The 26,523-nt window shown below is 48.0% G+C and carries 22 protein-coding genes and 1 pseudogene; 15 read left to right on the top strand and 8 right to left on the bottom strand.

Going from position 1 to position 26,523, the window contains the following annotated elements; translation table 11 throughout:
• The 6 genes and pseudogenes from OM95_RS11970 to OM95_RS11995 form a co-directional block, all read right to left on the bottom strand.
• Window positions 1–334 (bottom strand): annotated as a pseudogene (locus OM95_RS11970) (hydrogenase); the annotation flags it as partial.
• Window positions 331–3,462: a TAT-variant-translocated molybdopterin oxidoreductase gene (locus OM95_RS11975; RefSeq protein WP_291516253.1), complete on the bottom strand. Its 3,132-nt coding sequence runs from the start codon at window positions 3,460–3,462 to the stop codon at window positions 331–333. The gene OM95_RS11975 and the pseudogene OM95_RS11970, both read right to left, overlap by 4 nt.
• Window positions 3,463–3,478: 16 nt before the next feature.
• Window positions 3,479–4,009 (bottom strand): cytochrome c3 family protein, encoded by a 531-nt coding sequence (locus OM95_RS11980; protein WP_041874173.1) that lies wholly within the window; start codon window positions 4,007–4,009, stop codon window positions 3,479–3,481.
• Window positions 4,010–4,193: 184 nt separating this feature from the next.
• Window positions 4,194–5,831, bottom strand: a complete 1,638-nt coding sequence (gene ccsA / locus OM95_RS11985) for a cytochrome c biogenesis protein CcsA (RefSeq protein WP_041874176.1) — start codon at window positions 5,829–5,831, stop codon at window positions 4,194–4,196.
• Window positions 5,828–7,246 carry a cytochrome c biogenesis protein ResB gene (locus OM95_RS11990; protein WP_041874178.1) on the bottom strand — a complete coding sequence of 473 codons (1,419 nt, stop codon included), beginning with the start codon at window positions 7,244–7,246 and terminating at the stop codon, window positions 5,828–5,830. Before OM95_RS11990 ends, ccsA begins: the two co-directional genes overlap by 4 nt.
• Window positions 7,247–7,340: 94 nt before the next feature.
• Entirely contained in the window at window positions 7,341–8,153 is an 813-nt protein-coding gene (locus OM95_RS11995; RefSeq protein ID WP_291516255.1) for an N-formylglutamate amidohydrolase, read from the bottom strand.
• 74 nt (window positions 8,154–8,227) lie between these two features.
• On the opposite strand from OM95_RS11995, the gene OM95_RS12000 reads away from it, so the two are divergent.
• Both OM95_RS12000 and OM95_RS12005 read left to right on the top strand, forming a co-directional pair.
• On the top strand, window positions 8,228–8,803 hold the full coding sequence (locus tag OM95_RS12000) for a cob(I)yrinic acid a,c-diamide adenosyltransferase (protein ID WP_041874179.1): 576 nt from the start codon (window positions 8,228–8,230) through the stop codon (window positions 8,801–8,803).
• The gene (locus OM95_RS12005; protein WP_041874182.1) at window positions 8,803–9,930 is read left to right on the top strand and encodes a hypothetical protein; all 1,128 of its coding nucleotides are present in this window, start codon (window positions 8,803–8,805) and stop codon (window positions 9,928–9,930) included. Before OM95_RS12000 ends, OM95_RS12005 begins: the two co-directional genes overlap by 1 nt.
• Here OM95_RS12005 and OM95_RS12010 read toward each other — a convergent pair.
• On the bottom strand, window positions 9,927–10,487 hold the full coding sequence (locus OM95_RS12010; protein ID WP_041874184.1) for a hypothetical protein: 561 nt from the start codon (window positions 10,485–10,487) through the stop codon (window positions 9,927–9,929). The two genes, OM95_RS12005 and OM95_RS12010, sit on opposite strands and share 4 nt — an antisense overlap.
• 222 nt (window positions 10,488–10,709) lie before the next feature.
• On the opposite strand from OM95_RS12010, the gene OM95_RS12015 reads away from it, so the two are divergent.
• Entirely contained in the window at window positions 10,710–12,170 is a 1,461-nt protein-coding gene (locus tag OM95_RS12015) for a hypothetical protein (RefSeq protein WP_291516257.1), read from the top strand.
• Here the strand turns inward: OM95_RS12015 and OM95_RS12020 are convergent, their stop codons facing one another.
• Window positions 12,171–12,740, bottom strand: a complete 570-nt coding sequence (locus tag OM95_RS12020; protein ID WP_041874190.1) for a hypothetical protein — start codon at window positions 12,738–12,740, stop codon at window positions 12,171–12,173.
• A 173-nt stretch (window positions 12,741–12,913) separates the two neighbouring features.
• Between OM95_RS12020 and gspC the strand changes: the two genes are divergently transcribed.
• From gspC to gspN, 12 genes are all read left to right on the top strand, one after another.
• The gene (gspC, locus tag OM95_RS12025; protein ID WP_041874192.1) at window positions 12,914–13,831 is read left to right on the top strand and encodes a type II secretion system protein GspC; all 918 of its coding nucleotides are present in this window, start codon (window positions 12,914–12,916) and stop codon (window positions 13,829–13,831) included.
• A 56-nt stretch (window positions 13,832–13,887) separates the two neighbouring features.
• Window positions 13,888–16,218 carry a type II secretion system secretin GspD gene (gene gspD / locus OM95_RS12030; protein ID WP_041874195.1) on the top strand — a complete coding sequence of 777 codons (2,331 nt, stop codon included), beginning with the start codon at window positions 13,888–13,890 and terminating at the stop codon, window positions 16,216–16,218.
• A gap of 6 nt (window positions 16,219–16,224) precedes the next feature.
• Window positions 16,225–17,916 carry a type II secretion system ATPase GspE gene (gspE, locus tag OM95_RS12035; RefSeq protein WP_041874196.1) on the top strand — a complete coding sequence of 564 codons (1,692 nt, stop codon included), beginning with the start codon at window positions 16,225–16,227 and terminating at the stop codon, window positions 17,914–17,916.
• 50 nt (window positions 17,917–17,966) lie between these two features.
• The gene (gspF, locus tag OM95_RS12040) at window positions 17,967–19,184 is read left to right on the top strand and encodes a type II secretion system inner membrane protein GspF (RefSeq protein WP_041874198.1); all 1,218 of its coding nucleotides are present in this window, start codon (window positions 17,967–17,969) and stop codon (window positions 19,182–19,184) included.
• Between the two features lie 163 nt (window positions 19,185–19,347).
• The gene (gene gspG, locus OM95_RS12045) at window positions 19,348–19,758 is read left to right on the top strand and encodes a type II secretion system major pseudopilin GspG (RefSeq protein WP_041874200.1); all 411 of its coding nucleotides are present in this window, start codon (window positions 19,348–19,350) and stop codon (window positions 19,756–19,758) included.
• Between the two features lie 4 nt (window positions 19,759–19,762).
• Complete coding sequence (locus OM95_RS12050) at window positions 19,763–20,353, top strand: type II secretion system protein (protein ID WP_041874203.1); 591 nt, start codon at window positions 19,763–19,765, stop codon at window positions 20,351–20,353.
• Window positions 20,350–20,859 carry a prepilin-type N-terminal cleavage/methylation domain-containing protein gene (locus OM95_RS12055; RefSeq protein WP_041874205.1) on the top strand — a complete coding sequence of 170 codons (510 nt, stop codon included), beginning with the start codon at window positions 20,350–20,352 and terminating at the stop codon, window positions 20,857–20,859. Before OM95_RS12050 ends, OM95_RS12055 begins: the two co-directional genes overlap by 4 nt.
• A 2-nt stretch (window positions 20,860–20,861) precedes the next feature.
• Window positions 20,862–21,704, top strand: a complete 843-nt coding sequence (locus OM95_RS12060) for a type II secretion system protein GspJ (RefSeq protein WP_291516260.1) — start codon at window positions 20,862–20,864, stop codon at window positions 21,702–21,704.
• Entirely contained in the window at window positions 21,652–22,926 is a 1,275-nt protein-coding gene (locus OM95_RS12065; protein ID WP_291516262.1) for a type II secretion system protein GspK, read from the top strand. Before OM95_RS12060 ends, OM95_RS12065 begins: the two co-directional genes overlap by 53 nt.
• 128 nt (window positions 22,927–23,054) lie before the next feature.
• Window positions 23,055–24,725 carry a pilus assembly protein PilM gene (gene pilM / locus OM95_RS12070; RefSeq protein WP_041874489.1) on the top strand — a complete coding sequence of 557 codons (1,671 nt, stop codon included), beginning with the start codon at window positions 23,055–23,057 and terminating at the stop codon, window positions 24,723–24,725.
• The gene (locus tag OM95_RS12075) at window positions 24,722–25,411 is read left to right on the top strand and encodes a hypothetical protein (RefSeq protein WP_291516264.1); all 690 of its coding nucleotides are present in this window, start codon (window positions 24,722–24,724) and stop codon (window positions 25,409–25,411) included. The genes pilM and OM95_RS12075 overlap by 4 nt, the downstream gene beginning before the upstream one ends.
• A gap of 2 nt (window positions 25,412–25,413) precedes the next feature.
• Window positions 25,414–26,379 (top strand): type II secretion system protein GspN, encoded by a 966-nt coding sequence (gspN, locus tag OM95_RS12080; protein ID WP_041874210.1) that lies wholly within the window; start codon window positions 25,414–25,416, stop codon window positions 26,377–26,379.
• Window positions 26,380–26,523: the final 144 nt, after the last annotated feature.

Below are 26,523 nucleotides of genomic sequence, written 5' to 3' on the forward strand. Positions count from 1 at the left end.
TGGCTTCCGCAGTCCGCGCGACCGAGGTTCGCCATTTTTGACGGAACAAGAAAAGGACCGCAGAGATCAGCGTTCCGGCGTGACCAATACCGATCCAGAATACGAACGTAACGATCATCGTACCCCAGAACACCGGGCTGTTAACACCCAGCAAACCGATACCGATACCGACAACGCTCGCCAAAATAGCGATGTAAAATAATAACAACGTCTTCGCGCCCAGGAACATTCCCACCCAACCTTTGGATGGGAATCTTTCCACCGGTGCACAGATGTCGTCTGTAACGTCTTTTAAAGTCTTATTGCCAAGGACTAATGGGCTACGCTTCATCATGAGTGCTCACCTTGTTTTGCAGTACCGTGACCATTGTGGCCACCAGTTGATTCTTTATCATTGTTGCGGATCTTAGAAAGGTAGCGCACTGCTGGTGCCGCATGCCATTCTTCAAGAAGAGCGTAAGCACGTTCTTCTGATTTAAAGATCTTCGCCACTTGCGAATTCGGATCATTCAAATCACCGAACACAATACCACCAGCAGGACATGCCGTCTGGCAGGCTACTTTGACGTCGCCATCTTTCAACGAGCGTTTTTCATTACGAGCCACGGTCTTGGCATCCTGGATTCTTTGCACGCAGAACGTACATTTTTCCATCACCCCGCGAGTACGCACACCCACTGAAGGATTCAAAGCCATGTGAAGAGGCTTTTCAATCAACTTCGCGTAGTTGAACCAGTTGAAACGACGTACTTTGTAAGGACAGTTATTCGCGCAATAACGAGTTCCCACGCAACGGTTGTAAACCATGTCATTGAGACCTTCATCAGAGTGAACAGTCGCAAGAACCGGACACACTGTTTCGCAAGGAGCGTTGTCACAGTGTTGGCACATAACTGGTTGGAAAACCGCTTCTGCATCCGCAGGATTGCCCGTGTAATAACGGTCAATACGGATCCAGTGCATTTCACGACCTTCAAGAACGTACTTCTTACCTACAACCGGAATGTTATTTTCGGACTGACAAGCAATCACGCATGAAGAACAACCTGTGCAAGAGTGAAGATCTACAGCCATGCCCCATTTGTGACCGCTGTATTCGTGGCCAGACCAAATAGACCAAGTGTGATGTCTATGGACACCCGCCGATTTATCTTTGGCGTAGTCTTTCAAAGTCGCTTCCGCAACGATGTTACGACCTTCCATCGAGTGGTGACCTTGCGTACAAGCAAGTTCATATTTTTTATTCAATTTAGAGAAAGTCGCCGCTTGGCCCGCGAAGATCATTTGACCCGCTTTGGCCGTTGCTAACTCAAACGCATTTTTACCAATGCCGTTACCAACTTTACCCGCGCGCGTACGACCGAAACCAACCGCTACAGCCAGCACGTCATCGTGCAGACCTGGCTGGATGTGAGCCGGAAGCTCCATTTTCTTTCCGCCTACGGTCAACTCAACAACAGAGCCTTCTTTCAACCCGTGCTTCTCTGCCGTCGCAAGAGACACCATCACGTAGTTATCCCACACGATTTTAGTCACTGGATCAGGAAGCTCGTGCAACCAAGAAACGTTATTCAAGGAACCGTCACCCATGTGCGGTGTCGAGTAAAGAACAAGTTCATAGCCCGATTGTGCGTTAGCTGGTTTGATTGCAGCGAAGGCATCTGTTTTAAAGGAACGAGCTGAAGAGCTTGAATTCACCTGACCGGCATAACCCTTTTGCAGAGTTTCTTGCCAGAAGTCCTCGAAATCACCCTTGCCTACTTTAGGCATGATGTCTGATTTCCAGAAAACGCGAAGATAGTCGTAGAACGTCTCGTAATCACGCAGACGAGCCGGACCTTGATTTGCAATGTAAGCCCAGGTCATCAAAGACAACTGGAAGGAGCGCGTGTCGTACATAGGACGAATCGCTGGTTGACAGATCGAGTACACACCCGCTGTCAATTCCATGTCGCTCCACGACTCTAACGCGTGATTGTCTGGAGTGATGTAATCCGCAAAAACACCTGTTTCGTCGATACGGTCACCTGTGTAGATCACCATCTCAACTTTTTTCACCGCATCCGCAAAGCCCAATTCAGCAGGCAGTACGAAGCCAGGGTTCACACCGTGGATGATCAAAGTTTTAACTTTGCCATCTTTCATGTCTTTAACAAGCGCTGAAAGATCCGCGTAAGAACCTTTCAAGGCAGGATTTCCACCTTTGGCTTCAACAGTTTTACCGTCGTTACCCAAGGCAGAGTTCAAAAGGTTCACCGCGATTTGAAGTTCGCGAGATTTTTCAGTCCAAGTTTGGATACCACCGGCAACCACCAAAGACTGACCTTGGTTCGCCAAAAGATCCGCAGCCACTTTCGCGAACAACTCTGGGTCAATTCCCAGTTTTTTCGCAGTGTCTGCAAATGGTGCAAGAGCTGATTTTACAGACGCATTGCCTGCATATCCCGTCGCACCTTTCTTCACGATGATTTCATGAAGAAGACCCATCACAACATCTAGCTGCTGCGAAGGTTTGATTTTGAAGCGAATGTCCGCATTGGCACCCGTCAATGAGTAGTTGGAGTCAAAAGACACCATACGGCTCATGTTCTTGATATCTTTACGACCGTTAACAAATTGATTTGTAAAGGCTGTTGGCGAGATCCAAGTTCCTAAGAAGTCGGCATCCACAGACACAATCATTTTTGCTTTATCAAAACGGAAAGCGGGAACTACGTCGTCACCGTAAGAGGCTTTTTGACCTTCACGGACTTCTTCGTTTGAGAAAGCTTCCCACACTACATGATTTGCTTTAAAGCCTTGCGCAAAATCGCCGATCACCGCACGGGTCGCTGGAGACGCAATCGCACCGGTCAGAATTGTGACGCCGCCTTTTTGCAACTGTTCAACAACTTTTTTATCCAACTCTTCCCATTTGACGTCGATCAACTGGCTGTTGGATTTCTTTTCATTGAAAAGATTGCGTTGAGGACCTTTCAGTCTTTCAGGATCATAAAGTTTCAACAACGCTGCTTGTGAGCGAATGTTCAAACCACTTTGACTAAAAGGATGGCCTTCGATAGGTTCGATTTTGATAGGACGGCCTTCACGAGTTTTAACCAAAACTCCCAAAGCATCGTTGCCATCAAAGTATGCAGACGAATAGTAGTTTGCGATTCCTAAAGTTACATCTTCAGGTTGTTTATTATAAGGAACGATTTTTTGCACAGGACGACGGATACAACCCGCCGAAGCCATCGCAATCGAAGCACCCATCAATTTCAGGAATTCACGGCGTGCCCATCCGTCCTCGCCATCACCTTCACGAAGAGGTGAAGACATAAACTCAGTTTCAGCAGCTTTATTGAACTCCGGATCATTGCTCCATTGTTCAAGGCTTTGCCAATACTTATTGTCGCGCTCGATCTTTGGACGAAGCGCTTTTTTCATTTCTAATTCATTATCATGATGCATTTCAGACATGGTACCTTCCGAAACCTTAGTAGTGACAAGTTGAACAGTTGAGTGGCGCTTTGTTTTCAGGCTGACGGTGGCAGTTCACACACCATCCCATTGAGAGGTCAGAGAACTGTTCGACCTTCGTCATTGTCTCGATAGGACCATGACATGTCTGACAGTTAACACCTTTAGCAATGTGCGCATTGTGATTGAAGTGAACAAAATCAGGAAGCATGTGAACGCGAACCCATTCAATAGATCCACCACTATCATAGACTTCACGCAATTTTTGAATGTTCGGCTTGTCGGTTCCGACTTGCAGATGGCAATTCATACAAGTTGAAAGAGCAGGAATGTTCGCATGCTTTGTTCTTTCCACTTGGTTATGACAGTACTGACATTGAATTTTATGAGTTCCCACGTGCAGTGAGTGATCAAAAGGAATCGGCTGTTCAGGAGCGTATCCTTTATTGTACCCAAACCCAGGTTGAAATTTACAACCCGTGAGAAGTGTTGAAACCATGAGCGCGCTTAACAACGCGACTATATTGAAACCTCGATGCATAATCATCCTTCGCTTCTTGTTGCCAAAGACAAACGAATGCTGTCCTAATTTTAGTTTGCTCTTATTTAATGGTGGAAAAGTCCAGTTGTCCATATTCTTTTTGCAAGCATATTGAAAAAGAGGGAGACTTCAAAACTTTCCGCTCAATCCTTAAGCACCCGCCTTCACCGAAGCTTCGGCGGTCACCAACTTAGTTTGTTGTTTGTGTTGTCTGTTTTCCTCGACGTACGATGCCTACATAGACGACGAGGAGTAAGTGTGCTGCCACGAACGCCGATACATATTCGACTCCGCCCGCACCAAAGCCGTAGGAATGAAGCCCTGCGCCAAGCACAAAGTTCACCCCATACCAAGCCATGATCACGAGAGAGAATGTAATTACACCCGTTGCCACCATACCAAAATTTTTAATGAAACCCGCATAGCGTGCGTGCAAGACCGCTAGATAGCCTAGCAAGGCGATCAACGCCCACGTCTCTTTAGGGTCCCAACCCCAAAAGCGCCCCCAAGAGTAGTCCGCCCAGATACCACCAAGAATAATCCCCGGCGCCAAGAACGCGACACCGATTTGCATCGAGCGATAGATTCCGGAAACAACCGCACGGATTTCTTTATGGAATTTTTGTTCACCACGAAGGTAGTAAATCAGACCAATGTCCGCCAAACCGAACGCCAAGAAGAACGCCGCGTAACTGATAGTGATAGTCATCACGTGAATCGTCAGCCAGTAATTGCTGCGCAGAACTGGTTCTAAGGGCTGAAGCGATGGATCAAGTACAGCCGGAGCGAAATCCGCGATCACCAATCCAAAAGTCGCGACCAAAGTTCCCGCCATTAAAATCAAACGGAATTTGTAAATGATTTCTAGTACCGCGGCGAAGAGCACCGTCCCCCATGCAACCCAGATCACCGTTTCATACATATTGGTCACGGGCGCGCGATCCATAATAAACATCCGCACACCAAAACCATAGGTATTTAAAATGAAGCCCAGAGCAAGACACACCCACACGGCCTTCATCAGCGATTCTTTCTTCAACGTCCACACTAAAAGCAAAAGAAGGAACGCCAGGAAATAGAAAATATAAGCCCAACGGAAAGGATGGAAATCGTTGTAATGAACTTCCGCCTTTAACTTCGCCGCATGATCATACAAGGCTGGATTGTTGACCTTCGCCACCTCTTCAAAGGAAACCACCTTGGCATCCAACTCTTTCGCCGTCGCCGAAGTATCCGCACCGGTCGCAACAGCTCCGATGTGAGTGACAAAGGCTTTCGTCAACTCCATGAACTTTTCCTGCGCCGGCCCCTCAAGGTCCGCCACCGCAACCCAAGCCGTGCCTTCTTTAGGCGGAGCGACCTTTAACATTCTTCCTGCGGCGATTTCCTGAAAAACAAAGTACTGGTTTTCCAAACGCTGCAAAGCCTGGAAGTAAGGATTCAGTTTTTCTTTGGTTTCACGCTTAGATTGCAACTCTTGACGAAGCAGATTGAAGCGATCGCCGGCAAAAAGCTCTTCACCGGAAAAATAGCGCTGATCTTTGGGCAGATTCATCGCGGATAAAACCTGATGATTGCGCACTTCAAAGATTTTCTTATCATTCCAGGCTTGCGGCGAAAGCATCCAGGTCATGACGATTTCTGTGGCGTCGCGACCTTCATACTTGCTTTTGCCATAGACGATTTCCAACATTTCGCGGGAAAAACTGTCGTAGGGTTTGATACGTCCGCCGTCTTGGACCGGCAGATATTTCAATGCCTCGCCATCTTTAGCAAAGGCTCCGACACTCAATAAAAGAGATATCGCAAAAAGAAAAATCCTGTTCATGTATTCTCCCCATCGTTTCTTTGGGATTTTCGCGCAATTTTAAAATCAAGATGCTTAAACCACATCAATAAGATCGTCCCCAAGCTCAGCACCAACGAACCCAGATATTTCAAAAAACGGCCCGGATCGTGATTCACTGAAAATATGGAAGCGACAGGCTGTCCATTCTCTTCCTGAAAACTGGCCTGGTAAATTGTCAGCCCTTTGTATTTTAAGGGCTCATTCATGGAAATCACCTGTTCGCCCAAATCGGGAACTTCGACCAAACTTTCATAGGCCATGGCACGCATGGTGCCCTGGTAATGACTGACCTGGAACTTTTTCAGTTTCACGGGGAAACCAATGTCGATACGGCGATTTCCGTAAGTCAGAAGATACACCGAGTTCGTGGTGAAAAGCTTCACCATATCATTAAGAAGAACCCAGTTTTCCTTACCTTCAAAAAGGATCTTGATGGCTGCGGTCGTTAATGGCGTTGGCCGTTCCAAGGTTTGGATCTCCCAATCCTCTTTAGCATTCGGAAGAAAGCGCAGCACGCGGAAAGAAAGTGCCATCTTAAATCCGGGATCGAAGACGTCCCCTTCTTTCACGAAGCCCTTTTTCAACGGTTTGTCCGAATCCTTTTGAAAAACCACATAACGAAGCCCCCCTTTTTCCGGGGTCAAATAGATCTCGTTGGCGCCACGGGGTTTTTCCGGCGCAGGACCCAAATGAATTTGCGCAGGCCCGAAATTGTGAGTCGCCAAATTCCCAGGCTTACGTTGCACTAACCATTCAATGACATTCACATTGGGATTCTGCAGTTGGAAGCGCAGACCGGCGCCACTTTTTCCTTCTTCCCCTACGAGAACCTTCTTTGAAGGAATGACGTATTTTTTGTAATCGACAATGCGAATTTCACCCTCGTAGGCCGGAATAATATAAGGGTGTTTTTCTGAAGGCGGGTTCTTAAAGAAATCAACTTCCTGTTCCAGGGTTTTCGAATAGCGATCGCCGTCGAAAGAAGTATAGACGACAAGGTCCGTTTCCGACGTCTGCACAAGATTGTTAGACTCCCCGATTCCCACGCGCATCGAACCGTCGAGGCCGAACTCCATAGTCAAATAAGCCCCGGCCAAAAGAATGATGATCCCGATATGCGCAAGAACGAAAGCCGCATGCCTTTTTTTCCAGGGAAGACGATCGACCATCACCGCCAACAGATTGATCACCAACATCGCCATGATGGTGTACATAAACCAGGTGTCATAGACGAGCTTGCGCGCGGCCTGGGCGTCGTATTTTGCTTCAACGAAAGTCCCCACCGCCGTAATCACAGCGATGGACAAAATAATAAAAACAGCCAACTTCAACGAAGCCAGAGGTTTGTTGAGTTTTTTCAGGAAAGAAAGTCGAGACCAAGCCGCTTTATTCAAAGAGCAAATCCTTATTGAAAGCCAATAGTATTTCTGTACTGCTATCAATAATTTAAGACGGCGGTGGTGACTACGCCTTTTTCCATTCGACGCTCTACATTATGTGCAGCAGATTGTTGCGGATATAGCTCAAAGCGAAGAAAACTTTCTCTTGCACTTTCTTCGCCTCTTCCGGCTTCAGCTTCTTGGTTTTTTCATCCATATACAAAGAGCGGTTCATCTCCACCTGAAGGGTATGCTGATCACGGCGCGGGTCCCCATACTGCTCTGTGACACGTCCACCGAAATAAGGCCAGTTGTAACCAACTTTAAAGCCCGCTGTGGCATAAGCCGCAATAACCAAATCCTTAAAACGCGGATCGCAGCTTTTTCCCTTACTATCACTGACCACAATGTCAGCGCGCAATTCACCCGGATCGCGGTGCTCACTGGTGCCGACGGATGGCATGCTGTGCGCATCGATATGAAACGTCTTTTTAAACCCTTTCGCATGCAGATCTTGGTAAAGCTGGCGCACTCCCGCATGGAAAGGCTCATAGATCAACTTCACAAGCTCATTGTGCGTGTCGACGGTCATAGGCGCTTGCATGAGGGGATGTTTGTACGTCGTAATAACCCAGTGAAAACCGCGATTGTGCATTCCCGCAGGATTTACATGTCCCAGCACGGAAGACGCGTCGACATCTTCAGGAATACGATTAAGATCCGCGGCATACCGATGCCATTCTGTTTTTACCAAAGGAAGACGCAATTTATGCAAAGCCGGCTCATAAAGGAAATCGACATAGCGATCGACGTCGCACATCAGAATTTCTTCCGGCAAAGAGTTCAACCACGGTGTTTGCGACGGAATTTTTTCTCCCGAATGGGGAATTGTCACAATCAAAGGAACTTCATTTTCTGCCATGGTGGTCTCCTTGTGCTTCCATCTTGACCTCTTGCGGGGAAAAGGCAAAACTTTTAACTCTAGAGGACTTTATTATGACGGACGCTCCGAAAGCAAAGATTTATACACGGACAGGTGACAAAGGAACGACAAGGCTGGTCGACGGCTCTTGCGTTGAAAAATTCAACCCGCGTGTCGAAGCTTATGGAACTGTGGATGAACTCAACAGCGTCCTTGGCGTGGTGCGCTCCTCCCTTGCTGCGGTGACCGAGATCAAAGCTTTGGATGCCATTCTGGAAAAAGTCCAAAATGAGCTTTTCAATATAGGCAGTCTTTTGGCGACCGAAAAAGATGAAGTTTTTAAACTTCTTCCCGCGATCACTGACGAACAGATTCATTTTCTGGAAAAACAGATTGATCTGCTCACGGTCGAACTTCCAGAACTGCGCAACTTCATTCTGCCGGCAGGTCACCTGGTCGCCGCTCATTTGCATGTCGCCAGAACGAGCTGTCGTCGTGCGGAAAGGCGCTCCGCCGAAATCGCGGTGAAGGACGAACGTTACGCTCAAACACTGCAATATTTAAATCGCCTGAGCGACTATCTTTTCGTCGCGGCTCGCTGGGTAAATCTAAAAACCGGTCACCATGATGTGCTTTGGAAGAAGACTTAATGAAGTTAGAAATTGCCAAGCCCGAAGATGCCGCCGCTCTTGCCGAGTTTTATAAGTCCTTTCCCACTCGCGGCTTGCTAGAGATGAAGACGGACCGGGGGCATGATTTTTTTTCGCCCTACTCGATTCAGTCGGATCAATATCTGACGTATCAACTGAAAGATGAAGAAAAGATCGAGGGCATCGCAAGCTTCGTCGTCCGCGACGTGCTTTTAGACAACAAAGTGCTCCCCGTGGCATTTGGCCGAGATTTACGGATCTCTTCAAACCGTCGGGCGGTGCTAGAGTGGTCCCAACATTTTTTACCGGTGATGGAAGAGGTGTTTCACACCTTTGGCTGCAAACACCTTATTTCGGTATTAAGCATGAGTGACGTGCAGGCGATGAATGCCTTCGTTCGTCCGCGCACAATGAAACGCCCGCTGCCGCATTACTATCTCTATCGTCGTTTCAATATGGTCTCGGTCCACGGGAAACTGCCTTGGGCCTCGATTCCTCTTCCACACTTGCGCATTCGCAGGGGCAGTGCGAGCAACATTGACGCCCTTATTTATTATATCATTCAGAAGTCTCGACAACGAGATCTCAGCACCGTCTGGGATGCTCAAAGTTTTCACGAAAAGCTGGAACGCTGGCAAGGCCTGAAACTGGAAGATTTTCTTATCGCCTTTGATAAAGACGACAACATCGTCGGTTGCGCGGCCCCATGGTCAGCGGGAGGTCTGCAGGAATTTATTCCTATGTCTTACTCGTTACGCGCTCACAACTTCCGCCAGTTTTTGAAGTTTGGCAAAATGCTGGGTTGGACCCGAACCCTGACCAAGCCTTATTCTCGCCTGAAAGTGGAAGCGGGTTTGAACTTCAAATATTTGAATTTTCTTTTTGCCGACAACGGCGATATTTTTGAAAGCCTTTTATGGCGAGCCTACGACGAAGCTCATGAAAATGAATTTATCGTTTATAACCAGGTTCGCTCTGAATTTATCTATCGACGTCCCCGCAACTGGATTTCCGCAAAAATTCCCTTTGGCGTGTACGTGCTTTTGATGCCGGATCAAGAACCACCCGACTTTTTGCATCCCAGCAACGAAAAGCCCATTGAGATGGAACCCTTCTTTGCGCTTTAGGTATCATTTTGCAGAGCTTGTTTTTGTTCAAGATAGGTGCGCAGAAAATACACCTGGCCAAAATTAAAGATGATCAGGGTGAACTTACACAAAAAAGAAAAAATCTGCTTAGAAATCGGAATATCCTGATAGTTCAAGAGTTCACTGCACGCCAGAATCAGCAAGCATCCGGCGAGGTTTGAAAAAACGACGGTGTGATCAATTTCCTCTAATAGAAAAAGGGGGAAAAGAACCACCAGAGTCAGAAAAATATTTATTTCTTTACCCAGCTCTGGAAAAAAGAACACCTGCGCGCAACACAATTGCGTGAAAACGCACAAAGTGGCCACGGCAACATAGTTTTTACTTTTCCAAAACAAAAAGGCCGCGCCCAACTGCCCTCCTGTGCACGTGGCAAAAGCAATGACCACTGCCAAAACACCGATTCCCATAGTCAGATAGTAGACGCAAAATACACTGGATACGATCCACTGAACCAACGAAAAATAGAAACCTATTTTATTTTGCCCGATTGCAGACTCAGTCCGGGGGAAATTTTCGTTTTTACTTGAAGACATGGAATACATAATCTGACTTAAGCCCCTTTAAAAAAACATCACTCAATGATAATTGCAAACCCTGTTCAAAAGTGTTTCGTTTGTGCAATCTTAAAGTGATGGCGTATTTTCGGCACTCTGTTTAAGGAATCTCGCCCTAATAAGCACTGAGCGCCGCTGAGGTCGGCCTCATGTTTGCTCTTTCTGAATGATATGTTTTCTTTTTCGGTAAGCCGTCTCATTTTGAAACACTTCGCCAGAGCCACTTTCTTGCTCTTGGGACTCTTTACAAACGTCGTCTTGGCGCAAGATCACGTGCCTCTTCACGATGGCAATCAGAAAATTTCTTCTGCGGATCGTATTGCCTACATTCTTATTAACTCCCTTCCCGATTCCGGCGTCAAAAAGGGCCTGCAACGCTATTATGAAATCCTCAACCCGCGCGCCTATGAGGGTGACGCTGAAGTGGCCTACAACAACACAGGTTTAAGTCTTTACTTCGACCAACAATTTCGCCACAACGCCTGCTTTGCCGACAAAGCGTTGCGTTTTTATCACAACATTAAAACCACCACGAAAAGCACGCAGAAGACAAACCCCGAGGACCTGCGCCACAGCCGCACCTCTTTAGGTGACACCGCCGGAAGCTCTCGTCCCGATTTGCCCGCCGGCTGGCTTTTCCAAAAAGCACTCACCTTCACAAAGGGCAATGCCAATGCGGCGCTCAGCCTGATTGGACTTTGTGGGCACGATGACATTCGTCAGGGTTCCTATTTTAACGAAGAAGCCGAAGACAAATTGCTTAAAGAAGGCTTTACTTACGATGACCTTTACAGAATACCGGAAGTTGCCGGCGAAGAAGAAACCTTTTGCCCGACTCGCGAAGCGGATTTCTATATCGCACGCTCACTGGCAAAAAAGGCCGACATCAGTGACAGCTTAAAAAAACGTATTCTTGAAGTTCAGTATCCGGGAAAAAAAGCCGTGCAAATTGCCTCTAAAAACTATCATGTTTTAGGCGCCGCCTTCATGACTTGCCAGATGATCGAAGCAGGCATGAATCCTTATCTTGCTATCCAGGTCGAAACAACCGCCGCCAATCTCTATCGTGGCATCCGTCTTTGTCAGAATATCGAAGAGCCAGCCCGCATGTTCTGGAAGCTGCAAAAGATGCCGGAAATTCTTCGTCGTCCCTTTGCTTACACATTTGAAGAGGCTGTCGTCAGAAAAACATTAGATCGCGGTCTTAACAAAGAATGTACAATGAAGAAGATCGAAACGGATCCTCTTTGCGAATTGCTCTACAAAGTCGGTTCCGGGTTTGATTTGACCTCTCCCCGCGCGCAAGAACGCGCGAAAGCGGCCTTAGAGAAATACCTCGATATGATGATACCCAGCGGAGTTTACACCTCTTGGAACATCACAGGTCAGATCGCAGGTATCAGCATTCCTTGCACCCGCGACCAACTTTTCGGCCCCCATCCGTTCATGAAGTGGCTGGTATCGCAGGCCCATCTGCCTTTGAATATCTGCGGAAAGGGCCTGTCCTTGGAAAGTTGTCGCAAGGCCTTAAATACTTTACGAACATGGGAAGTGGATTTCGATTGGACCGTCTCGCAACATTTGGCTGGCGCTCAGTTCGCGGCCCGCGTATGCAAACCCCTGCCTGAAGGGCAGACGTCGTTCCAAGCTTTCTGCAACTAGCTAAATCAAAGGCATTTCGTTATTGGCGACAGCTTCGCGCACGTGCGGCCAAAACCAATCAAGCTGAGGGTCGGAAGCGATCACATCCTTGATAAGAACCTTCATATCACTTCGACTTGAGATTTCACGGCGCAACCAGATTTCAATCTCGTCATAGCCGGGACCGATGATCGTGATTTCGACATGACTTAAAAAATGGAAAAGATGCAAGTCCTCGGTGGCCACATCATGGCTCTCCGACTTCGCACGAATGAAATTCAGAACTTCGGCTTTGATATCCGCAAAACTGCGATGATTGATACGACGAAGAATCAGATCAGCGCGATGATCGCGATTGATCCAGCGCTGATGCAGCCCCCGCTGTACTAGATTGATCAGATAGTTGCGCAATACTGAAGACACCTGACGAAATTCATCGTCCGGTAATCCCATCACCTGCATCAAGTCTACGTAGCGCGCCTGTTCCTGGCCGCGACGAAGAGAGGTGAGGACTTCAGGTATTCTTAAAACCGAGTCGCGAATACTCTGAAGATCAATTCCTGCTCCATCCGTGAAGTAGAGAATTCTCATATCTCTATCATGACCTATCTTTACGAAATGTGTGTAGGATTTTAAACATTCACGACCATGGTCCAGCTTGTATTTTTTCGTGCAGACCCCCCGCCATTTTGATAGGATGGATCGAGGCCCAAGGACTAGGTCTCGGCAAAATATGCCGGTATAAAACAAAGGATTGTGCAACTGTGATTTCACGTAACCCGAAGAATCAACGCCCCCCTTTTGAAAGATTATATTCCTATATTCTTTTCGCGTTTGTCGGTTATTGCATTGCAGACTTGGCGATTCTTTCTTATCGCGACCGCATGTTGCCTCAGTCAGCGCCGGCCGCCCGGCCTAAACCACCGGCGATGGATAACTCTGTCAATCGTGGTGTTTACAATAGCATTACGACGCGCAACATTTTTGCGTCGAATGGCGAAATTCCCGATGCTTTGGTGGATAAATCCAAAGGTGCGGAAACACAAAAAGAAGCCGACCCAGTTCCGTCGCAGCTCCCTTTGACTTTGATTGGCACCTTGGTGCATTCAAATCCTGAAAAATCCTTGGCGGCTATTGATGTCCGCGGCAAAAACCAAGTTATCTCCTACAGCCCGGGAAAAGACATCGAAGGCATGGCCTCGATTATTCGTGTCGAGCGCCAAAAAGTTATTTTCCGCAATCTCAATTCCAATCGTCTGGAATATATTGAGATGAAAAAAGATGGCGGCAAAGTGGCCTTCGGAGCCGGACGCCCTGCTGGCGTCAGCGGCGGCAAAGAAGTTCAGGCCGTGGGCAACAACAGCTTCGTGATCAAGCGGGCCGATTTATTGAAATACACGAATGATCTTTCCAGTATTTTGATGCAAGCTCGCGCAGTCCCTAATCGCGAGCCAGGCACGGGTGCGATTAATGGCTTTCGCCTTTTGGACATGCAACCGGGAAGCATCTATGAGCAATTGGGCTTGCAGCGCATGGACGTGATCAAGTCCGTCGATGGCACGCCGGTCGACAGCCCCGCCAAGGCGATGGAACTTTACAATACATTAAAAAATTCACCGAAAGTGTCTTTACAAATTGAGCGCAACGGTAAAACGGAGACGATGACTTACAATATTCAATAAAATCTCCGTGGAAAGATTTATCAACTGGATTTTACAACTCCTCAAGGAGAGGATACATGAAAAAGACTGTCAGCATAGGACTTGCTTCACTGATGACCGCACAGCTCGTCGGCCCTGCCGCGAATGCGCAGTTTGAGGACTTCCCACCGCCTCCGCCACCACCCTCTTCGGATTTTGGTGACGACGGGGGATTTCCACCTCCACCAGCAAACAATGATGCTTTTTCGGCGCCCACTCTGCCAAGCAGCGGCCCTAGCGCGGGCGGCTCGCGAGGTGGCGGCAATGCCGCGGGCGGCATGGATGTTTTAAGCAAAAATGCTCGCGATAAATTCGCCAAAGCTCCCATCGAAGACATCAACAGTCAAAATTTCCCTGAGACCATTGAATCCTTCGACTTCCCAAATGTGGAAATCACGGATCTGATCAAAGCCATCGGCGAGCTGACGGGAAAAAACTTTATTATTGATCCCGGCGTGCGCGGTAAAATCACCATCACGGCGCCTAGTAAAATCACGGTGGCTGAAGCTTATAAAGCTTTCTTGTCAGCCTTGGCCATCAATGGTTTTACAGTGGTCCCTTCCGGTAGTTTCCTGAAGGTTAAGTCAGCGCGAAATGCCCAACGCGACAATATCGAGACCTTCTCTGGCGCTTACTATCCAAACAGCGATCAGATGATCACTCGTATCATCCACTTGAAGCACATCTCGGCAGCACAAGTGAATCGCGACCTACGCATCCTGCCCTCTAAAGATGGTGAGATGAATATTTATGAGCCTACAAACTCTATTATCATCTCTGATTACGGTTCTAATATCGACCGTGTGATGAAAATCATCAGCCAGTTGGACGTTCCAGGCTTTGAAGAACAACTTGAGGTTATTCCTATTAAGTATGCGAAAGCGAAAGACTTGGCGGACCTCGTCGACAAGATCGTAAATAAGGGCAATAAAACTCAAGGCTCTGCTCCAGGAACATTTTCCGCGGGCGTGCCTAGATTTTCTCGATCAGCAGGTGCATCCAGCCAGCAAGGCGCAAGCTTCTTCATGGCGATTCCTGATGACCGTACAAATTCAATCATCGTTGTCGGAAACAAATCCGGCATCGTGCGTATTAAAAAATTGATCTCGCAACTTGATTTTAAAATTCGCCCCGAAGAGTCCGGCGGTGTTTACGTTTATCACGTGAAAAACGGAGATGCCGAAAAATTGGCTCAAACCCTTCAAGGTGTGACCAAGGATGCTTCACCAAAACCACAGACCGGCGGCAGCTTGCTGTCCCCGATCGGTGCGGGTGGGCAGATGCAAGCTCCTCAGGAAATCTTCGGCGGCGATGTTAAAATCGTCGGCGACAAAACCACGAACAGCCTTATTATTACCGCCAGCAAACAAGACTACGAAGTGGTTTTAAGTCTGCTGAACAAGATCGACACTCCTCGTGATCAAGTCTTCGTTGAAGCGATCATCATGGAGATGAGCGCCAACGACGGTAACACCTGGGGCGTCGGTTACTACAAATACGGCGACTCTGGTTATGGCAAAGTGGGATTCAACGGTGGCCTGGATATCAATAGCTTGTTAAGCCCGACTGGTGGCGCCGGAGCGGTCATTGGTTTTGGCCAGGGTGATGTCGTGGAAGTGACAGACCCTGTTTCTAAATCCACGATCAAGATTCCAAATCTAGTCGGCTTTATCAATTTCCTTAAAACGACGAAGAAAGCCAACATCCTTTCGACTCCAACTTTGATGACGTTAGACAATCAAGAGGGTGAATTGGAAGTCGGCGATAAAGTCGTGACAGGATCAACGACCACGACGCCCACCAACGGTTCACCGATCACCACCCCCACGTTTGAAGACGCGACGATTAAATTGACGCTGAAGCCTTATATCAGCCCAGCGACAAATCAAATCCGCATGGAGATCAAACAACAAGTGTCTCAGCTTTCTACCGCCAGCACGCCGAAGGCCTTCCAAGATTCTACTCAGCCTTTAGCGAAGCGTTCGATTAAAACTGTGATCAACGTGAATAACGGCGACACGGCGATTCTGGGTGGCTTGATGAAAGAACAAGACATTGAATCGATCAGCAAAGTGCCTCTTCTTGGCGACATTCCTATTATTGGATGGCTTTTCAAGTCACGCACGATTTCGAAAGATAAAACGAATATGGTCGTGTTCTTGACGCCGAAAATTGTGAAAAACTCTGCAGATACGAATGCGATTACAAATAGGACGCTGGATGAACGTATTGATTTCATCAAAGCTCAGGGAGGAGTCGATCCCTATGGTAAAAAGATGGATGCGATTCACCAGAAGGCGCGTGCGGGCCTGAACGGCGGCAGCGCCGTGCCGCCTGAAACATCCCAACCTGTTATTGAAGAGGAATAAGAAATCATGGCCTCCGTGGATATTCAAACGATACTGTCTAAAGCGACCTCCCTATCACAGGACCAAATCCGTTCTGTGCTAAACAACCCCTCGGTGGTGAGACCCGTCACCGTAGGGGAAGCTTTGGCGGCGAAAGAATTTTCCACGGCGGATGAAGTGGTCGCCGATCTGTGCAAAGAATTGGGCTTGGATTTCATCCGAGACATTCCTGTCAGTGATATCGCCGTCGACTTGATCCGAGATCTTCCGATCAACTATGCAAAACAACACAACGTTCTTCCCTACAAAGAAGAACCCGAGACCTTGATTGCCCTGACCAGCAATCCGGTCAATCTGAAAGTCCTGGATGATTTAAAAGTTCTTTTCGGAAAACGTGTTCGTCCCTTAGTGACAACCACCAGCCGCATCCAGGATGCGATCAATAAGGTTTACGAAAAAAGCACGGCCAATCTTTCCGGTCTCGATGAAATCGAAGAAGAAGATTATGACCTCGATGACCCCATTGTCGACCTGCTGGAGGCTGGTGAAGACGATGCGCCGGTCATCAAGATGGTGAACAGTCTGTTGTTCCGAGCGGTGAAAGAAAAAGCCTCGGATATCCATATTGAGCCCTACGAAAAAGACATGGTCGTGCGTTTTCGTACGGACGGTATTTTGTTTGACGTTTTCAAACCACCCAAAAAACTACAAAATGCGATTACCTCCCGTATCAAAGTTATGGCGAATTTAAATATCGCGGAAAAACGTCTGCCCCAAGACGGTCGTATTCCTTTGAAAGTCGGTGGTAAAGACATTGATATCCGTCTGTCCACCGTCCCGACGGCGCACGGTGAACGACTGGTCATGCGTATTCAAGATAGATCCAGTATCGTTTTAGAACTGCAACAACTAGGCTTTTCAACCGAGAATCTGGATCGTTTGGATGATCTGCTGGCGCGCTCTTATGGGATCTTCCTGGTCACAGGCCCGACGGGTTCTGGTAAGTCGACCACTTTGTACGGAGCTCTTTCAAAACTGAATAAACCCGACGTAAATATTCTGACCGTGGAAGATCCGGTGGAACAACGTATCCACGGCATCGGCCAAGTCCAGGTGAACTCCAAAATCGGATTAACCTTTGCGGCGGGCTTAAGATCTTTCCTTCGTCAAGACCCTGACATCATCATGGTCGGTGAGATTCGTGACTTAGAAACCGCCGAACTTGCGATTCAAGCCTCTTTAACAGGTCACTTGGTTCTTTCAACCCTGCACACGAATGACTCGGCCGGGGCATTCCCCCGTCTGATCGATTTCGGTGTGGAACCTTTCCTGATCGCCACTTCGATTCAAGGTGTCGTCGCGCAACGTCTGGTGCGGGTCCTATGCCCTCATTGCAAAGCGCCTTATGAACCGACGGACTTTGAATTACAAACCATCGGCGTCACCCGCGAGGAAGCAAAAAATTCGCACATCTGCCGCGCGATGGGCTGCAATCATTGTGGGCAAAAAGGTTATTCTGGCCGTACGACGATCAGTGAGCTTTTGATTGTTACCGATGACATCCGTTCTTTGATCATGCAGCGAAAGGATGGTAACTCTATCAAGAAGCAGTCTGTTGCGAATGGCATGAAAACCTTCCGCGATCACGGTGTGCAAAAGGTTCTTGCGGGAATCACGACAATTGAAGAGTTGGCTTCAAATACGCAGTTGGATATTTAGTCAACAGCCAGGGGGCGCGCAACTGAAGCCGCATTTTTTAGGACAAGCAAATGCCTATTTTTGAGTACAAAGGTTTATCAAGAGACGGAAAAAACGTAAAAGGCGTGGTCGACGCAGAAAATCTGCGCGCGGCCCGCGCTAAATTGAAAAAAGACAATATTTATGTCGTCGACATCCGTGATAAAAAGAAGCTAGATCCTAAAAAGAAAGCCGGCGTCCGTTCTACCGCGAAGGTGGGTGTCAAAGAGTTGGCCCTGATGACGCGACAATTAGCGACGCTGATCAAGGCAAATATTCCCCTGGTGGATGCTTTAACTGCCGTGTCTGAACAGGTTGAAAATGCGGCTTTATCTGAGGCCATTGCTGACTGTAAGAACATGGTGAATGAGGGTTCTCCTTTTCACAAAGCCCTTTCCAAGTATCCCAATATCTTTACGAATATTTACATTTCAATGGTGGAAGCCGGTGAAATGTCAGGCAGTCTGGATGTGATCTTGATGCGTCTGGCAGAGTTCACCGAAGCGCAAGCGGACCTGCGCGCCAAGGTCAGCAGTGCCATGACCTACCCTATTATTATGATGGCTGTAACCTTGGGTCTTTTGGGATTCCTCTTTGTCTTCCTCATTCCTAAAATGGTGACCGTTTTTGAGTCCGCTCCGAATTTGCAGCTTCCCTGGTATACGGTGACTCTCATTGATGCCAGTCAGTTCGTCGTGAACTATTGGTATCTTTTGGTTGGTAGCGCCTTGATCATGTATCTTCTTTTCAAAAACTGGAAAAGCACCCCTGCAGGTCGCAATCAGTGGGATGCGATCTCTTTGAAGCTTCCGATCGTAGGCCCCACGGTCCGCATGGTCGCGGTATCCCGCTTCACCAGAACCTTAGCCACGCTTCTGACCGGCGGCGTCCCTATGCTTGCCGCGTTGGATATCGTTCGTAACGTTGTGAACAATCATGTTTTGGCGCAAGCTATTGACGAAGCCCGTTCGAATATCTCAGAGGGTGAATCCATTGCCGGCCCCTTAAAAAAATCCGGTCAGTTCCCGCCGATCGTCATCCACATGGTCAACATTGGTGAAAAAACCGGCGAACTGGAAAACATGCTTTCTCAGGTTTCTGACGCCTACGACTTTCAGGTGAAAACAAAGCTGGAAGGTCTGACCAGTCTGATGGGTCCCGTGGTCATTGTCCTGATGGGTTTTGCGATCGGTATGATCGTGGTCGCCGTGATGGTGCCCATGTTTGAAATGGCAAACATCGCTGGTTAATAGTTAAAGTGAAATATCAACTTTAGTCTATATCCTCTCTAAAGTCGGGTTCAAAGTTTTTTGAAACTCTGGAAGTTCTCATTCGAGTCAAGGCCGTGACTGTGCTTTACCTGGAATGGGACCTCTGCTATTCTCAACATCTGTTAAACATAAGGAGTAAGTAATGTCTCTTCTCAAAAACCGCAAGGGTATGACGTTGATCGAAATCATGATCGTCCTTGCGATCATCGGTAGTATCGCAGCTCTTCTTCTTCCCAACATCACTGGACAGTTGGATAAGTCCAAAGTGAAAGAAGCTAAAATTCAGCTGACTCAAGTTGTAAACGCTCTTTCTATGTACTACACCGATTGCGGCCACTACCCTCAATCTTTGGAAGGTTTGACGAAAGCGGATGCGGATTGTTCCAACTGGGGTCCTGAACCTTACTATAAAAAAGATCTTAAAGATCCATTTGGCAATGAACTTGTTTATGAACGCGAAGGCTCTGAATACACGTTGAAGTCTTTGGGTAAGGACCGCCGTGAAGGTGGCTCTGGAAACGATAAAGATATCACTCTCGACGACATTCAGTAAGTTCATGCGTTCACAAAAGGGCTTCACGCTAATTGAAATCATGATCGTGCTGGCAATTCTCGGCGCGGTCGTGGCGTTGGTAGCCCCTCGCTTCGTCAAAAGAGAAGGCAACATCAAAGCGGTTGCGCGAAACTTCATTGTTCTGAGCAAGGAAATCCGCAACAAAGCCCGTCTGACCAATTCCACCTACCGCTTGGTGATCAACATGGATGCCCAGGATGAAGCCTATTGGGTCGAAAGAGCCAATGGGCCTCAGCCCGTCGATCCGAAGATGTACGAAGAGGCTTTAAAGAAAGACTCGGAAAAAGAAGAGGATGCACCCCCACCCCTTTTCCAGATCGACAAGTCCCTCACAAAAGGCGAAAAAAAACTTCCGAGCGGACTGCGCTTTGGCTCTGTCGAAACCATCAATATGAAGTCCCCTATTACGTCGGGCATGGCCTATATTCATTTTTTCCCCGAAGGCTTCGTGGAAGCGGCCGCCGTGCAAATTACGAACGGAAATAATTTAACTTGGACTCTTGTTTTTAATCCTTTAACGGGTCAAGCTGATATTATAGAAAAAGCTTCTTCGTTAAAGGATGTCCAACGGTGAGGAATAGAAAAGGTTTTACGCTGATAGAAACGGTGATGGCTTTGGTCATCCTGTCTTCGGGTTTGCTATTATTGGCAAATTCCTGGAGCGGTAGTTTCATGCGTGTGCGTAAAACCCAGCTTTCCACCGAAGTTGCCGCCCTCTTAGAACGCAAAATGGTTGAAGTCGAAATGGAGTATCAGGGAAAACCCCTCGACTCTATCCCTGAAGAAAAGGAAGACGACTTCGGTTCTGAATATCCTCAGTATTCCTGGCGTATGACCTCTAAGGAATTTGAAGTTCCCGATTTTTCGGCGACTTTAACCGCGCAAGCCGGTGGCGCCGACGAACTGACTTTAACCATTATGAAAACCCTGGCAGAACACCTGGGGAAATCCATCAAAGAAGTGAAGGTCACGGTTATCTACAAGGGCGCCAAAAAACCTTTGGAGTTTTCCGCGACTCAGTATTTTGTGGATTACGACAAACAATTACCACTTCCTTCCATCCCTGGTGCGGGAGGCTGATCATGAGAAACAGAAAAGGTTTCACCATGATCGAGCTGATGATCACAATTGCGATCTTAGCCACTCTCACCGTTTTAACAGCTCAATCCATCACTCAAGCGATCAAAGCCAAAGGAAAGCTTCAGGATCAGATCGATGATGTTTCACGTATGCGCGATGCCATGCGTTTGGTGGAACGAGATATCAATCTTGCCTATCACTACCGCGATCTTGAAAAGGAAATGGAGCAAATCTTAAAAAAGAAAAACTCCACCAACAACGGAAACCCCGCAACCCCTGGAATTATTCCGGACCCCAACCAAGACCCCAACAATCGCCGCGAGGTTCCCCGTCGCGATCCTGAAACACACTTCGTCGGCACCGGTGAAAGCCTGAACTTGGTGACGATGAACAACGCCCGCACGACGCGCAACACGGCCCAGGCGGACTTTATTGAAGTGGGTTACGCGGTGAAAGATTGTAAAAATCTTCGCAATGAATCCGCCTCGTCGAAGTGTCTTTGGCGACGAAGCACCCCCTATGTGGATTTGGATGTCACCAAAGGCGGTGACGAAGTGGTTCTTCTGGAAAATGTTTCGGAGTTCAAGCTGCGCTATATGGGAAAAGGCAAACAAGACTGGGTGACCGATTGGCGCACTGACGCCCAAGGTGATGGTGCGACCAAAGGAAAATTCCCGCAGGCCGTGGAAGTCTCTTTGACGGTTGAGAAAAAAGAAAAAGGCAAATCGAAAAAATACTCGATGCAAGCCATCGTCCCCATCCACTTCCCTAACAATCCTGAGGAGGCAGCAAATGCGCAAGGAAATCAAAGTTCTTGGCCGCAACCTAGCGGTCCCACTCAGTAATCAACGGGGCGTGGCCATGATGGTGGCCGTCGCCTGCATTATGCTGATTATGTATTTTGCAATGGAAGTGTCCTACGACTCCAACGTGGAATATTTGGTAAATTCGCAAAGTCTGAATCGAGTGAAGGCTTATTACGCCGCGAAGTCGGGCATGCAGCTTAGTCTTTTGCGGATTAAAATTTACCAACAAGCACAAAGTAAATTTGGTGCCCAATTAGGCAATAGCCCCATGCTGGATCAAATTTGGAAATTCCCTTTCGCCTGGCCTTTGCCGATTCCGGACGAACTGAGTGCGGTCGACAAAGATAATTTCAAAAAAATCTTCAAGGAATCCTCGATGGATTCCAGCTACCTGGTCACGATCGAAGATGAAGGCTCGAAGATTGACTTGAATGACCTGAACTCGCCGTCAAAAACCTTGCAGGACATGACCAAAAGGCAGCTTCTGAATATCTTTGAACAAAAGAAACAGGAAGACGAAAATTTCGCGCGTGAATATGGAAATATTCGCTTTGAGGAATTGATTAACAACATCGCCGACTGGATGAGTCCGAAATCGCAATCTTTAAACGGCGGCGATAAAAGATCAAACTACGCGGAACTAAACCAATTGTCCCAGACGGACTATTACCCGCCCAATCGCGCCTTCCGCACTCTTGCAGAACTGCACATGGTGCCGGGAATGACCGACACTTTTTTTGAGCTTCTTCAGCCACGAGTCACCATCTACGGCATGAAAGGCATCAATCCTAATCTGGCCACGAAGGACGTTTTAAAATCTCTTGATCCCGCGATGACTGACGAAGTCGTCGCAGAAATCATCAAACGGCGAGACAGCGAAGAAGAAGGCGGTCCCTTTAAGTGCGACCAAGGCGGCGGCAGCCAAGACTTCTGGGGCTTCGTCCAACAAAAAGGCGTGCGCATTATGGGAAATCCCGAGGACATCCCTATGACCTGTGACACCGTCATGAACTTCAAAATCAGAAGCACGGGTGAATTTGCCGGAGCCACTCGCGAGATCACGGCCATTGTCATGGATTTGAATCGTGCCGCGACCAAAATCAAATCCTTCGTGGATAAAGAAAAACAAGATCCCAACAATCCAGAAGATCCCAATAAACCAAAAAATCCAGGCAGCGGCAGTGGTGGCAACGCCAATAACAACCAAGCCAATCAAGTCCCCAAGGGCCCGCCAAGAATCGTCTTCTGGCAAGAACGCTAGTGCCTAGACAATAGTCCATCTTTACACAGCACCGACAGAGCCCGGAAGGCGTGCCGCTAACTTAAAATGCTATACACCACGCCGAACCTCGCATAAACTTAGGTCAAGGATTCATGGAGGAATTCACGGTGAAGTCAGTAGGCATAGACATAGGTTCTAGCAGTATCAAAATTGTGGAGATGACTAGCTCGTCCAAAGGCTTTCAAGTCACGCAGTTCATCGAACACGCCTTGAATATTGCTCCCGGCGCGGACCAAGAACTTGAAGTCATCGAGTTTTTAAGAAACTTCACCGCCACCTACGATCCGAATCAGACAAAATTCATTCTTGCCCTTCGCCAAGACCGTGTCGCGATTCGCAATAAATTCTTTCCTTTCAATGATCGCATCAAAATCTCTAAGAGCTTAGCGTTTGAGTTGGAAGAGGATATTCCTTTTTCCTCTGACAATGCCGTCTTTGACGCGAAAATCGTTCGCACTGTGGGCGGCGGTGCTGAAGTTCTTGCCTGTGCTGCGCCAAAAATCCACGTGCAAAATTGCATTCAGCGTAGTCAAGACGCCGGCATTGATCCTGCAATTATTTCGGCCGAAGGCACAGCGCTGGCCAATGTATTTGAGCGCTGGAATGAGGCGCCTCCAGCCCTGCTGCCACCAAGCATTGCTTTGAACGACGAAGAGAACAGACCTGTTCGACATGTGAATTTGATATTGAACATCGGGCACACTCGCACTTTAGTGAGTGCCTTTGAAGGCAACTCTTTGATTGCTGTTCGTTCTGTTCTCTGGGGCGGAAAAAATATCGCCGAAGCGATTGCGAAGAAATATGAAATCCCGTTCTTGGAAGCGATCAAAGAACTGCAAACCAAAGCGTTCATCCTGACCAACAAACAGGGCGCCACTTTCGATCAGGTGACCTTCTCTGACACTATTGCCAAGAGCGTGCGCGAATTGGCTCGCGATCTTCAGTTGTCGATCCTAGAGTTGAAAAGCGAATTTAACGCGCAAATAGATTCCATCGGCCTGACCGGAGGAGTTTCGCAAATTCAGAATGTCGGTCCCTTCCTGACACAAATTTTGGAAGTTCCGGTCAACCGCACTTCCACTTTGGATCTGATTCCCAACGTTCTTTTCGAGCGTTCTGCTTACAATGGCGCCAAAGCCGGTGTGGCTTTGGGTTTGGCCATCGAGGGATTTAAAAAACCTCGCAACCCTCCGGTGAATTTCCTGCGCGGAGAATTCGCAAAAGAAAATCACCAGATGAAAATGTTCTGGGAAAAATGGGGACATACCGCGAAGGTCGCCACCGCTGCCGTTCTGGTTCTTTTCGTTTACACGTCACTGCGCGAAAGCTTTTCGGTCAGTCTGGCGGACCGAACCCAAGAGGTTCTGAAGGATCAGGCAAAAACCGTCGCGGGCTTACGCGGCCGCAATGCCTCTGAAAATGGAATTCGCAAGTACATTCGTGACAACAAAAAGCGCGCCGCGGATTTAAAAACTTTGGCCAGCGTGGCGAATATGAACTCAGCGCTGGATGTGATCAAAAAAGTGAATGATGCGACCCCGGCTAAGACGGCACTGACATTGGATGTGCAACAGCTTGCGGTGACAGATGCTTCCGTGCAAATACAGGGCTACGTCAACACCGCCCAGGAAGCTTCTTTGTTACAGCAGTCTTTAAAGAATATCACAGCGGATGGCCAAGTCAGAACGCAAAGATCCACGCTTAAACCTCTGCAAGGCCGTACCGCCTTTTCATTCAGCTTTAGCGTCGATCGTGGCATTCAAAAGGTGACAAGATGAATTTAGACGACTTGAAGGACCGATTTGTCAGTGATGCCCGCGTGACCTGGGAACGCATCCAGGATAGCGGAGTTTACAATCAATTGCGCGACCGTTACGAAAACATGACGCCTGTGATGCAAAAGGTGACAGTCGTTGGTGTCGCCGCTTTGATCGCGTTTATGATTCTGAGTGTCCCGTATGGGGCCTTTAATCAATCCCAAACTTATGTGGAAGAGTTCGAAAGCAAGCGCATGACGATTCGTGAGCTTCTTAAGGTCAGTCGCGAATCTGCGGATGTTCCGCAGATTCCTCAGGCCCCCAGTCTGGAGATCGTCCGTAACAGCGTTCAAAACCAATTGACGGCCGCCAACCTGTTACCCGAACAAATAAAAGGGACTGAGGTTTTAACGAATGATTCCAAAATCGTTCCTCAGAATTTGACGGAAGGTATGTTGCAAGTCAGTCTGGCTAAGCTCAACATCCGTCAGGCCTTGGATTTGGGACATCAGTTTCAAAGTATCAACGCCAGCGTCAAACTTAAAGACATGGCCATGACAGCCAATGCGGAAGACCCTCGCTATTTCGACGTCACCTACAAGCTGATTGCGCTGGCGGTGCCAGCGGCTCCAGAGCCGCCGCCTGAAGCTCCGACTCGTCCAGGCTCTCGCAACCGCAACACACCACCCCCTCCTGGAGACGAATAGCGATGGAACAACTTCGTCAACTGCTTAAACTGATCCGTGAAAGCAAAGGTAAAATCGCCGTGATGGTTGTATCTGCCTTTGTTTTTCTGTTCCTTCTTTTTCCTTTTGACGATCTGAGCGATCTTATTTCATCGCAGGTTTCCCGCCTGACAAACAACTCGGTTTATCTGCAATTTGAACGTCTGAAAATGAGTGTGTTTCCTCAGCCTGGCGTGCAAATGGATCAAGTGTATATTGAATCCCTGCGCACCCCGGCCCTCTCGGCACAAGAATTGGTGATCACTCCGTCTATTTCCGGATTGATTGCGCAGAAACCTTATGGGCATGTTTCAGCAAAAGGTCTTTTAAAAGGTGACGTGGATCTGGTCGTCGGCAAGGGCGCTAAATCCGACAACGGCATCGAAAGACAGAAGATCGAAATCAAAGCCCAAAAAGTCGCTTTGCATGACGTCAGAGAGCTTGCGAACCTTCCCGTGCTTTTAAAGGGACAGATTAATCTGGAAACAACGGCATTGGCGGATTTGACTTTTCAAGAGCAGCCGGATGTTGAAATGGATTTAACCGTGAACCAGTTCGAACTGCCACCGTCCACGGTGAACACCTTCATGGGTCCTCTGACATTGCCTGACTTAAAATTGGCTTCGGTTGAGCTTAAGGGTCGTTTGGCGGCGGGACGTTTTGTGATTGAAACCGGAACCATTGGCAAGCCGGGCGATGAAATTTATGGCACGGTTAAAGGAAATATCGGCATCAATATCGTCAATCGCGGTGGCAGTTTCAGCCCGCAGTTTGGCGCGTATTCTTTTGATATTGATCTGAAGATCAAACCGAGTTTTCAGGCTCGCGCTTCGACCTTCATTGGCCTTTTAGATGCTTACAAAACACCGGCGACGGACGGAGCGCAGTTTAAGCTGCGAGTTTCCGCCACCAATCCAGCCCTTCCACCCAGCATTAACAAGATGCGTTAGTCGAAATCCGATCCCCTCGAGCGCCCCTGCTATATTGGTCCTGAGGTAAGGGGTTGCCTAAGATTTGCTCACACTCCACAGCAAATATAAGGGAGCTGAAGTCCTTATTGACTTCACTCTTAATCTGACAAAAAACCAAGTGGT

This window comes from Bdellovibrio sp. ArHS, assembly GCF_000786105.1.
In the GTDB taxonomy this organism is placed as follows: domain Bacteria; phylum Bdellovibrionota; class Bdellovibrionia; order Bdellovibrionales; family Bdellovibrionaceae; genus Bdellovibrio.